At 58.2% G+C, this 9,802-nt stretch carries 14 protein-coding genes and 1 pseudogene; 13 read left to right on the forward strand and 2 right to left on the reverse strand.

Features of this window, described 5'->3' with window-relative positions:
• The first annotated feature begins 31 nt into the window (after nt 1-31).
• From ACINK1_RS13130 to ACINK1_RS13150, 5 genes are all read left to right on the forward strand, one after another.
• On the forward strand, nt 32-514 hold the full coding sequence (locus tag ACINK1_RS13130; RefSeq protein WP_376800191.1) for a tripartite tricarboxylate transporter TctB family protein: 483 nt from the start codon (nt 32-34) through the stop codon (nt 512-514).
• A 9-nt stretch (nt 515-523) separates the two neighbouring features.
• Complete coding sequence (locus ACINK1_RS13135) at nt 524-2,023, forward strand: tripartite tricarboxylate transporter permease (RefSeq protein ID WP_376800192.1); 1,500 nt, start codon at nt 524-526, stop codon at nt 2,021-2,023.
• 87 nt (nt 2,024-2,110) lie between these two features.
• The gene (locus tag ACINK1_RS13140; RefSeq protein WP_376800193.1) at nt 2,111-2,428 is read left to right on the forward strand and encodes a capsid cement protein; all 318 of its coding nucleotides are present in this window, start codon (nt 2,111-2,113) and stop codon (nt 2,426-2,428) included.
• Between the two features lie 152 nt (nt 2,429-2,580).
• The gene (locus ACINK1_RS13145) at nt 2,581-2,766 is read left to right on the forward strand and encodes a hypothetical protein (RefSeq protein ID WP_376800194.1); all 186 of its coding nucleotides are present in this window, start codon (nt 2,581-2,583) and stop codon (nt 2,764-2,766) included.
• Between the two features lie 169 nt (nt 2,767-2,935).
• Nucleotides 2,936-3,313 carry a hypothetical protein gene (locus ACINK1_RS13150; protein WP_376800195.1) on the forward strand — a complete coding sequence of 126 codons (378 nt, stop codon included), beginning with the start codon at nt 2,936-2,938 and terminating at the stop codon, nt 3,311-3,313.
• A gap of 43 nt (nt 3,314-3,356) precedes the next feature.
• Here ACINK1_RS13150 and ACINK1_RS13155 read toward each other — a convergent pair whose 3' ends face one another.
• On the reverse strand, nt 3,357-3,503 hold the full coding sequence (locus ACINK1_RS13155; protein ID WP_376800196.1) for a DUF2474 domain-containing protein: 147 nt from the start codon (nt 3,501-3,503) through the stop codon (nt 3,357-3,359).
• Nucleotides 3,503-4,270: a cytochrome d ubiquinol oxidase subunit II gene (locus ACINK1_RS13160; RefSeq protein WP_376800205.1), complete on the reverse strand. Its 768-nt coding sequence runs from the start codon at nt 4,268-4,270 to the stop codon at nt 3,503-3,505. The genes ACINK1_RS13155 and ACINK1_RS13160 overlap by 1 nt, the downstream gene beginning before the upstream one ends.
• A 25-nt stretch (nt 4,271-4,295) precedes the next feature.
• Here ACINK1_RS13160 and soxC point away from each other — a divergent pair.
• From soxC to ACINK1_RS13200, 8 genes and pseudogenes are all read left to right on the forward strand, one after another.
• A pseudogene (soxC, locus tag ACINK1_RS13165) lies at nt 4,296-5,273 on the forward strand (sulfite dehydrogenase); the annotation flags it as partial.
• The gene (locus ACINK1_RS13170; RefSeq protein ID WP_376800197.1) at nt 5,257-5,964 is read left to right on the forward strand and encodes a c-type cytochrome; all 708 of its coding nucleotides are present in this window, start codon (nt 5,257-5,259) and stop codon (nt 5,962-5,964) included. The pseudogene soxC and the gene ACINK1_RS13170, both read left to right, overlap by 17 nt.
• A gap of 59 nt (nt 5,965-6,023) precedes the next feature.
• Nucleotides 6,024-6,323 carry a c-type cytochrome gene (locus ACINK1_RS13175; protein ID WP_395760152.1) on the forward strand — a complete coding sequence of 100 codons (300 nt, stop codon included), beginning with the start codon at nt 6,024-6,026 and terminating at the stop codon, nt 6,321-6,323.
• Between the two features lie 39 nt (nt 6,324-6,362).
• On the forward strand, nt 6,363-6,962 hold the full coding sequence (locus ACINK1_RS13180) for a DsrE family protein (protein WP_376803346.1): 600 nt from the start codon (nt 6,363-6,365) through the stop codon (nt 6,960-6,962).
• 5 nt (nt 6,963-6,967) lie between these two features.
• Nucleotides 6,968-8,275 (forward strand): FCSD flavin-binding domain-containing protein, encoded by a 1,308-nt coding sequence (locus tag ACINK1_RS13185; protein WP_376803622.1) that lies wholly within the window; start codon nt 6,968-6,970, stop codon nt 8,273-8,275.
• Between the two features lie 64 nt (nt 8,276-8,339).
• Nucleotides 8,340-8,723 carry a cytochrome c family protein gene (locus ACINK1_RS13190; protein ID WP_376800201.1) on the forward strand — a complete coding sequence of 128 codons (384 nt, stop codon included), beginning with the start codon at nt 8,340-8,342 and terminating at the stop codon, nt 8,721-8,723.
• Nucleotides 8,724-8,918: 195 nt separating this feature from the next.
• On the forward strand, nt 8,919-9,512 hold the full coding sequence (locus tag ACINK1_RS13195; protein ID WP_376800202.1) for a hypothetical protein: 594 nt from the start codon (nt 8,919-8,921) through the stop codon (nt 9,510-9,512).
• A gap of 52 nt (nt 9,513-9,564) precedes the next feature.
• Nucleotides 9,565-9,802, forward strand: a 238-nt coding sequence (locus tag ACINK1_RS13200; RefSeq protein ID WP_395760153.1) for a DUF2163 domain-containing protein, incomplete at its 3' end; no start/stop codon positions are given.

The raw sequence follows: 9,802 nt of genomic DNA on the forward strand, positions 1-9,802 counted from the left end.
AGCCGCCGTCTCGCGGCGATCAGGGGGAATAATGTCGCTCTCCACATCCGCGCCCAAAGGGCGCGACAAGCCGGCCATCATTGTCGGTTTCCTGTTGCTTGCCCTGGCAGGCGTGCTGTGGTCGGATGCGGTCAACCTATCCCGCGTCGCCGCCTATGGGATCGGCCCGGCCGTCATGCCTAAAATGATCGCAGGCGGCCTCGTCTTGCTGGGGCTGCTCTCGATTCTTTCGGGCTTGCGGCAAAATGGAAAGGCGCCAGAGCCGGCCGATTTTGGTCCCGTTGGCATTTTGGTCATCGGATTTTTGCTGCTTACCGCCATTATCGGCTTTGGCGGCGGCTTCATTGCCGGAATGGCGGTGCTGTTCGCCATCACCGCCTTCGCCTTCGGCCGGCGGGCGCCCTTGGTGGATTTAGCGCTCGGCCTGGTTTTGTCGGCGCTGATCTATCTGCTTTTTTCCAAACTCCTGACGCTCTCGCTGCCGCAAGGCCCGCTTGAACGGCTTTTCAGCTAAGGGGCGGCGATGGAATCGTTTTATGCGTTGATTTCAGGTTTTGCCGTCGCGCTCACCGCGGCAAACCTGCTTTATGCCTCGATTGGCGTGCTGCTGGGCACGGCGGTCGGCGTGCTGCCCGGCATCGGCCCCGCGGTGACCGTGGCGCTGCTCCTGCCCATCACCTTCAAGCTCGACCCTTCCGGCTCGCTGATCATGTTCGCGGGGATTTATTATGGCGCGATGTATGGGGGTTCGACCACCTCCATTCTGATCAATACGCCCGGCGAGAGCGCCTCGATGGCGACAGCCTTGCAGGGCAACCTGATGGCCAAGAGCGGTCGGGCCGGGCCGGCATTGGCCACCTCCGCCATCGGCTCGTTCTTCGCCGGGTTGATCGCCACGGCCGGCATCGCCTTTCTGGCGCCGTGGATGGTGAAATTCGCGGTGCAATTTGGCCCCGAGGATTATTTTGCGCTGATGGTAGTGGCGTTCGTCACGGTTTCCGCGACCTTCGGCGATTCCCCGCTCAAGGGCCTGATCAGCCTGTTCTGCGGGCTCGCGCTGGGTCTGATCGGCATCGACAAACTGACCGGCCAATCCCGCCTCACCTTTGGCTTGCCCGAATTGCTCGATGGGGTCGAGGTGACGACGCTGGCGGTCGGGCTTTTCGCCATTGGCGAGGCGATGTTTGTGGTTTCGCGGCGTCGGAGCGTGGAGGAAATCATGCCGATGACCGGTTCGCTCTGGATGTCCAAGGCGGATTGGAAACGCTCCTGGAAGCCCTGGCTGCGCGGCACGCTGTTTGGTTTCCCCATCGGCGCCTTGCCGGCAGGAGGCGCGGAAATCCCGACCTTCTTGTCCTATTCGACGGAGAAGCGCCTCTCCAAACACCCCGAAGAATGGGACACGATTGGCGCGATCGAGGGCGTTGCCGGCCCCGAAGCCGCCAATAACGCCTCGGTCGCGGGCACTTTGGTCCCCCTGCTTTCGCTGGGTCTGCCCACTTCGGCGACCGCCGCGATTCTGCTCGCCGGCTTCCAGCAATTTGGGCTCAACCCCGGCCCGCTGCTCTTTGCCGAAAAGCCGGACTTGGTTTGGGGGCTGATCGCCAGCCTGTTCATCGCCAATGCCATGCTGGTGGTGCTCAACCTGCCGCTGGTCGGCATCTGGGTGAAGCTGCTCAAAATCCCGACGCCCTGGCTTTATGCCGGCATCCTGATGTTCGCGGCGATGGGCTCGATCGCGACCAAGGGGTCGATTGCCGAACTTTTGATGCTGCTCGTTTTCGGCGTGTTAGGTTTCCTGATGCGGCGCTATGATTACCCCGTCGCGCCCATGGTTGTCGGGCTCATTCTGGGGCCGATGGCGGAAAGCCAGTTTCGCCGCGCGCTCCAGATCAGCATCGGAGATCCTCTCGTGCTGGTGCAGAGCCCGATCGCCGCCACATTGCTGGGGATCGCCTTCCTCGCATTGGTCGCGCCGTTTATTGCCGGGGGCCTTAGCCGCTTCAAGGCCCAGGAGGATTAGGCTGAATCGACATTCAGCGCATCCATAGAATCACTGCTGCGAGATGTAAAAAGCTCAAGAAGTGTATGGCGCGCCGGTCAAACCGGGTTGCGATGCCGCGCTGTCTGCCGATGTTGCGCTCGATCTTACCGGCGTGTTCGAACTCACAAAGATCGGCTCGCAGAGAACCCTCGGATTTTCTGGACGGTCGGCACGCTCGTCTATTGGGACGACACCAACAAGCGCTGCACGACGGTTGCCACCGCCAACCTTCTGATCGGCGTCGCAGCGGCGGCGGTCGCGGGCGGTGCGGGCAACAGCGCGGATTGGGCCGTGTTCGGCTCAATGCCTCCTTCCGGGCGCATCGAAGTCGGGTGTTCCCGACTTCGCCACAATAAAGTCAATCCGGGCAACAGCCCGCATTGATGCCGTGATCGACGCTTTCGCATCAGTCATTGATGCGCTCTTCGCCGATCCCAATATCGGCGAAGACGCGCTGTGGAAGGCGGGCGGCGTCGGCCAATGTTTCAGACAAGAACTGCGTCGCTGTCCGCATCATTCGCAAGTCGCCCGACCGCTTGGCGGAATTCGGCGAAAGCCGCGCCGCTTTGCCGACCGTCGGCATCGATATCCGACGTTCTCTGTCCGCGACAATCACCGAGGGCGATCTGATCGTGATCGGCGCCGAGACTTATCGGATCATCGGCGAACCCTTGGGCGACGCGCTCGGGCTTGTATCGGCCTGCGAGGCGGTCAAACTCTAGACGCTCCCTGTTGCCCGACTTCCGACAAGCCCAGGGTGGTTCACAGCTGCGGATTTGCTGGCAGTAGCCGACCCAGGATTGCCGTAGGCGGATCAACGTTCATTTGCGGCAGGTCAATGGCTGCAACCAGTTTCTGTGCTGTCGATAGGTGATCGTGAGGAGAGCCTCAATGTTCGCTCGCACCGCCGCCAAAGCAGCGGCCTTCACGTTCGCCCTTGCCGCCACATCCGCATTCGGCGGGCCGTTCCGTGACGCCGAGAACGAGCTTGGCCAAGCCTATGCGGACTACCTCACTGCGCTCTTCCAGACAAACCAGAAAGATCGAACGGCGACCGACGCAGCGCTTGCTGCTTTCGAAGCAAAATGGGCTGCGCTTTCGGCAACTTGGAAATCTGCACCACCGCCGCAATACGCTGATGACATCAAACTGACGGAGACGCTCGACGCAGTCGCGCGGATTGCAGGCAAGGCTCAGGCCGCCCTACTCACGCATGTTCTTGCGCTTCGGTTAATTCGCATCCTTGGGAAAACAGCGATGTTTTCCTGACATTCCGCCGACAAACACCGCGCTAACGACCAAAATTATGGCGCTATTTCAGAAACAGTTTGATGCCATAGGCGAAAACGGCCAAGGCCAGAATGCTGGCGATCCAGATTCCAGCGAACCAGCCGAGCTTTTTCCAGATTGTAGTGCGCGCCTCTTTGGCGGATCGCTTTGCAAGGCTTGACGGCGCCATCAGTGGTATCCCCCAACGGCGTTCACCTTGCCTCTGAACACCCAGTAGGAATAGGCCGTGTAGGCCAGAATGATGGGCACCAGCACAACGGCGCCGACCAACAGGAAGGCAAGGCTGTTGTCCGGTGCTGCGGCATCCCAGATCGTGACGCTGTTGGGCACGATGTGCGGATAGAAGCTGATCCCAAGCCCGATAAAGCAGAGCACGAACAATGACAGGGAGGCGAGGAACGGGCTCGCTTCGCGCCGCTCCGTCAGACCCTTGAGCAGAATGAAGGCTGCTACCAGCACGAGCGCGGGAATCGGTATGGCGAGGAGCACGTGTGGCCATGAAAACCACTTCTGCATGTAGACGGCGTTGAGGAATGGCGTCCAGGCGCTGACAAGGCCAATAAGAACGAGGGTCGCAGGCGCCACCCAGAAGGCAATGTCATAGGCGCGGCGCTGGACATGGTTCTCGGTTTTCCAGATCAGCCAGGTTGCCCCCAGGAGCGCATAGCCGATCACGAGGGCTAGGCCGGTCAGCAGGCTGAATGGGGTCAGCCAGTCCCACCAGCCACCGGAATATGCCCGCCCGACTACGGGGATGCCCTGAACGAGTGCGCCCAACGCTACACCCTGGGCAAAGGCAGCAATGGTCGAGCCGCCGGCAAAAGCCCAATCCCAGAGGAACTGGCCGCGCTTGGTCTTCCAGCGGAATTCAAAGGCCACACCCCGAAAAATCAGGCCCAGGAGCATGATGGTGATCGGGGCATAGAGCGCCGGCATGATGATCGCGTAGGCGAGCGGGAACACGCCGAATGGCCTGTGCTTCGAGCGCCATCACTCCGGCGTGGCAGAGGTGGATCCGGCCAAGCATCGTCTGATGATCAACGGATTGGTGGACAAGCCCCTGATCTTTACAATGGAAGATCTCAAGCGCATGCCGGGTCGCGTCAACAAACCCTATTTTCTGGAATGCGCGGCCAATGGCGGCATGGAATGGCGGGGCGCCCAGCTCAACAGCTGTCAGTTCACCCACGGCATGATCCACAACGTCTGGTATACTGGCCTTCCGCTAAAGACATTGCTGGACGAGGCCGGCGTGAAGACAAACGGCAAGTGGCTGATGCCTGAGGGCGCGGACGCTGCCGCCATGACGCGTTCGATCCCCATGGAAAAAGCGATGAAAGACTGCATCGTCGCCTGGGGGATGAACGGCGAGGCGCTGCGCCCCGAACAGGGTTATCCGCTGCGCATCGTCGTGCCTGGCTGGGAAGGCAATATGTGGGTCAAGTGGCTGCGTCGGCTCGAAGTCGGCGATCAGCCCTGGCATCACCGCGAGGAAACCTCAAAGTACACGGATCTGCTGGCCGATGGCCGCTCGCGCCGCTTCACCTGGATCATGGACGCCAAATCCATCGTCACCAATCCGTCACCACAGATGCCCCTCAAACACAAGGGGCCGAATGTGCTCGCTGGTCTGGCATGGTCGGGCCGCGGCAGCATCAAGCGTGTGGATGTGACGGTTGATGGTGGCCGCAACTGGCAGACCGCGCGCATCGACGGGCCCGTTATGCCGCTCTCCCTGACGCGCTTTTATGTCGATATCGACTGGAATGGTCAGGAGATGATGATCCAGTCCCGGGCCATCGATGATTCAGGCTACGTCCAGCCCACAAAGGACGAGCTTCGAAAAGTTCGGGGAACCAACTCGATCTATCACAACAATGGCATCCATACATGGCTGGTGCGGCCAAATGGCGAGACTGAAAATGTCGAAATTTCGTAACCTATTTCTTGCGAGCGCCGCCATCGCTGTTCTCGCGGTCAACTGGCAACCCGCCCCATCCCTTGCGCAGCAGGGCAACCCAGCTGTGCATGCCGCAGGGCCCAGGAAAATCGGTCTGGGGCGCGAAGCGCATCCTGATGAGGTAAAGGCCTGGGATACTGATGTGCGGCCTGATGGTCAGGGCCTTCCTCCCGGCAAAGGCAGCGTCAAAGACGGCGACGAACTCTATCAGACGCTATGCGCGGCCTGCCATGGTGAATTCGGCCAGAGCGCGGGTCGCTGGCCCATGGTTGCCGGTGGGCAGGGCTCATTGAAAAACGAGGGGCCGGAAAAGACCGTCGGCTCGTTCTGGCCCTATGCATCGACCACATTCGACTACATCAAGAGGGCCATGCCTTACGGCAATGCGCGGTCGCTCAGCGACGACGAAATCTATGCCATTACTGCTTATCTGCTGAACATGAATGATATTGTGAAAGATGATTTTGTGCTCACGCAGAAAAATTTCACCAGCATCAAGATGCCCAATGTGGATGGATTCTACGATGATGACCGTGAGACCACAGAGAAACACTTTTGGAAGAACGAGCCTTGCATGACAAATTGCAAGGCAGAGCCTCCGAAGGTGTTGAGCCGAGCCCGCACGCTGGATGTCACGCCTGACACGAAGACGGGTCCGAAAGTCGATTGATGAGAATCTTTCTTTCAGCCTTCAAACTCGAGACTTTTGCGACAATTTCTGTCTCCGTGATGCTGTCGGTCACGCTTATATCCTTCAGTCTGGCACAGAGCAGACCGAGGGGCGACAAGGCATTCGGTGCGTATCTCTCGTCCGAATGCGTCACCTGCCATCAGATTTCAGGCAAGGCTGCTGGCGGCATTCCGCCAATTATCGGCTGGCCGGAAGAACAGTTTCTCGCTGTCATGGACGCCTACAAGAACAAGGAGAGGGACAACAATGTGATGCAGACCATAGCTGCCAAACTCAAGGATGACGAGCTGGCGGCGCTGGCGACGTTTTTCGGTTCTTTGAAACCAAAGCCACATTAGAGCATCATCCCGCCAGGTGGATACCGGCTGGCGGAAAAGATGATGCGAAAGCAAAATCCAAGAGCATTTTCAAGCGAAGTGAAACCCACTTCGCGTGAAGAAAATGTACTGACCAGGGAGGACAGTATGACTGAACTCGACCGCAGAACGGTGCTTGGTGCCGCGGCCCTTGCTGGGGCGACAATGACGGCAGTATCAGCAAGGGCGGCTCCCGCTATTGTGATGCTCAAGGACATCAACAAGGAAGCTGATGGCGCCTGTCTTTACCATTGTGACTTTGGCGACCCGCCGCGTTTCGTGCAGATGCTGCAAAACATCGCCAATCACTACTCGGTCTACGGCAATCCGATCGACATTCAGCTTGTCGTTGTTGTCCATGGCCAGGGAATAAAGTTTTTCCTTGAATCGCTCGAAGGAACCACATGGAAAGACGAAGTGATGGTTCCGCAGATTTTTCAGCGTGTCGTTGATCTCTCCAAGAGCGGCCTGATCGTTTATCTGTGCAATATTACCTTTGAGCGTCTGAAGCTTGACCGCGACAAGGCCCGGAAGGCGGACTTCATCAAGTTTGTTCCATCGGGCGTTGCCAGTGTCGCGGCGCTGCAATCAAAAGGATTTGCCTATCTGAAAGTGGGTTGACGCAAATGCCGCGCAAGTCGGCGAAGTCTGGGAGGATAACAGCAATGACAACGAGACGACACTTCATCATCGGCAGTGTAGCTGCAGGGTCCTCAATGATCCTTTCGCCTGCAGTTTTGGCGCAAGCAAAGCAGAAGGTCGTTGTGATCGGCGGCGGCGCAGGTGGTGCCACCGCAGCCAAGTACATCGCCAAGGACAGCGAGGGCAAACTGTCCGTGACGCTCGTGGAAGAGAACGTCAACTACCAGACCTGTTTCCATTCCAATCTCTATCTCGGCGGCTTCCGCGAATACGCCTCCATCTTGCATAACTATGATGGGCTCACGAAGCATGGGGTCTCTGTTGTGCGTGCACGCGCCACCATGATCGACCGCGACAAGAAAGAAGTGATTCTGTCCAATGGACAGCGCCTGTCCTATGATCGCTGTGTCGTCTCTCCCGGAATTGACCTCAAATACGATTCCGTGCCCGGCTGGTCGCAGGCGGCGGAAGAAATGATGCCGCATGGCTGGAAGCCTGGTGCTCAGACGCGCCTGCTGCGCCGTCGTCTTGACGCTGTGCCCAATGGCGGCAATATCGTGATGATCGCGCCGCCAAACCCCTATCGTTGCCCGCCCGGCCCGTATGAGCGCGTCTCCATGATGGCCCATGCCTTGAAGAAAGCCGGCAAGGATCGCTCGAAGATCTTCATCATCGATCCGAAGGATACATTCTCCAAGCAGGGCCTCTTTCAGGAAGGATGGGAAAAGCACTACAAGGGCTTGGTCGAATGGCTGGGGCCAAAGATCCATGATGGCCTGAAATCTGTCGATCCAAAGACCGGCACCGTTGTTACTGGCTTCGAAACGTACAAGAACGCGGCACTTGTCAATGTCATCCCGGCCCAATGGGCAGGTGCGATCGCCCGCGACGCGAAGCTCACCAATGCCTCCGGCTTTTGCCCGATCAAGCCCGAAAGCATGCAATCCACTGTTGACTCAAATATCTACGTTCTGGGTGATGCCTGCATTGCGGGCGATATGCCCAAATCGGCGTTCTCGGCCAACAGCCAGGCCAAGGTTGCCGCCATGATGATCCGCAATGAGCTGACGGGCTCGCGTGCCTTCCCGGCCCGCTACACCAATACCTGCTGGAGTCTGATCGAGACGGACGACGCCGTGAAGGTTGGTGGCACCTACGAGGCCAAGGATGGCAAGATCACGACGGTGACACCGCTCATCTCCAAGACGGGCGAGACGGCGGAAGTGCGCAAGGAAACCCAAGCCGAGAACATGGGATGGTATGCCGGCATCACGGCAGACATGTTCGGCTGATTTCCTATCCAGAAGCGGTAGCCCCTGCAATTGTACAGGGGCATAAAGAAACGGAGAGACTTCAATGCGAATTCTGATTTCGGCGATGCTTGCAAGCTTGCCGTTCATTCCGGTGGCAAACGCGCAGGACGCCGAAGCAGGCCAACGCGTGTTCAACCAATGCCGTGCTTGCCACCAAATCGGAGAAACGGCGAAGAACGCGGTCGGCCCCCATCTGAACGGACTTTTCCAGCGCAAGGCTGGCGAGGTCTCTGGTTATAACTACAGCGAGGCCAACAAGACATCCGGGGCAACCTGGAGTGAAGATTTCTTCGTGAAATACATCGCTGATCCGAAGGGTACCATGCCTGGCAACAAGATGGCGTATGCCGGGTTGAAGAATGAAAAGCAGATAGCCGACCTCGTCTCCTTCCTCAAGCAGTATGGACCGGACGGCAAGAAGCCTTGATCTAATAATCTCACGAGGAATGGGCGGGAGAAATTCCCGCCCATCTTCAACTTGGAACGATCTTGGTTCAGTCCTTGAAGAGCCATACGCCAATACGGTCCGCGGAGGTGCTGGAATGACTAAAATGGGCCTTTTGCCCATTCTCATCAAGCACGTTGCTTTCGGCGGGCGCATGGAATCGCCTATAATGAAACAATGCACCAGAAACCAAATTCGATCGTCATCAAATTTGTTGAACCGAATGGGCGCACCCATTCTGAAATGACACTTAAGATTCCAGACACACCCCGCACTCCCGATGCGCTGCAAGAAATGTTCGAACGAACCACAACAGAAAACCTATGGCGGGAGAAAGCTGGCGAGTTGCTTGCGTCGGTAAAACATGATCAGGTTTTCCGGCACAAGTTCCATACCTACTGGACGGTCGCTGGACATCGCATTCGAGCACAGATCGACGACGATAAGGTTCTGATATCGCTGCTTCGGCTGATCCTTCCACTATATGTCGGACCTGGCCGCACTCTGTACCGCGGGGAAAACCTCGATCGATGGAATTCTCGCAGAATAGGGCTTTGCTGGTCTGACAAAATTGAGACGGCCCGGATGTTTGGTCGCGGGCTCAATGCAACAGGAGCCGGAGGCGTTCTGCTTCAGTGGCAAGCGTCGAACCACGCAATAATCGCTGGCCCAAGTGCCCACAGCCCCTATCTCGGCGAGAGCGAATATACCCTAGACCTATCGGAGACCTCTGAGATCGAGGAAATCGAGCAATATCCCTCGTCGGGCTGATCGCGAATAAAAGCTCCGAGCCCAAACAGCGCTCGAATTCGGACACCTCAAAATGAAAACTCTACCTCCCGCGCTCGCAACCCACGTTGCGGGCGGGCTCACCACGCTTTGCCGCTGCTGGCGTGTGGATCGACGCGATGGAGTGGTGATGGGCTTTACCGATTTCGACCGCGATCTCGTCTTCGATGCAATCACCTATAAGGCGGCGTCTGGATTCACCGCGACCGCCATCGAAGGCCAACTTGGCCTGGCCGTTTCAAACCTCGATGTGCAAGGCGCGCTGTCCTCCG

The sequence above is a fragment of the Raskinella chloraquaticus (SeqCode) genome (genome assembly GCF_021731865.1).
GTDB lineage: Bacteria > Pseudomonadota > Alphaproteobacteria > Rhizobiales > UBA4765 > Raskinella > Raskinella chloraquaticus.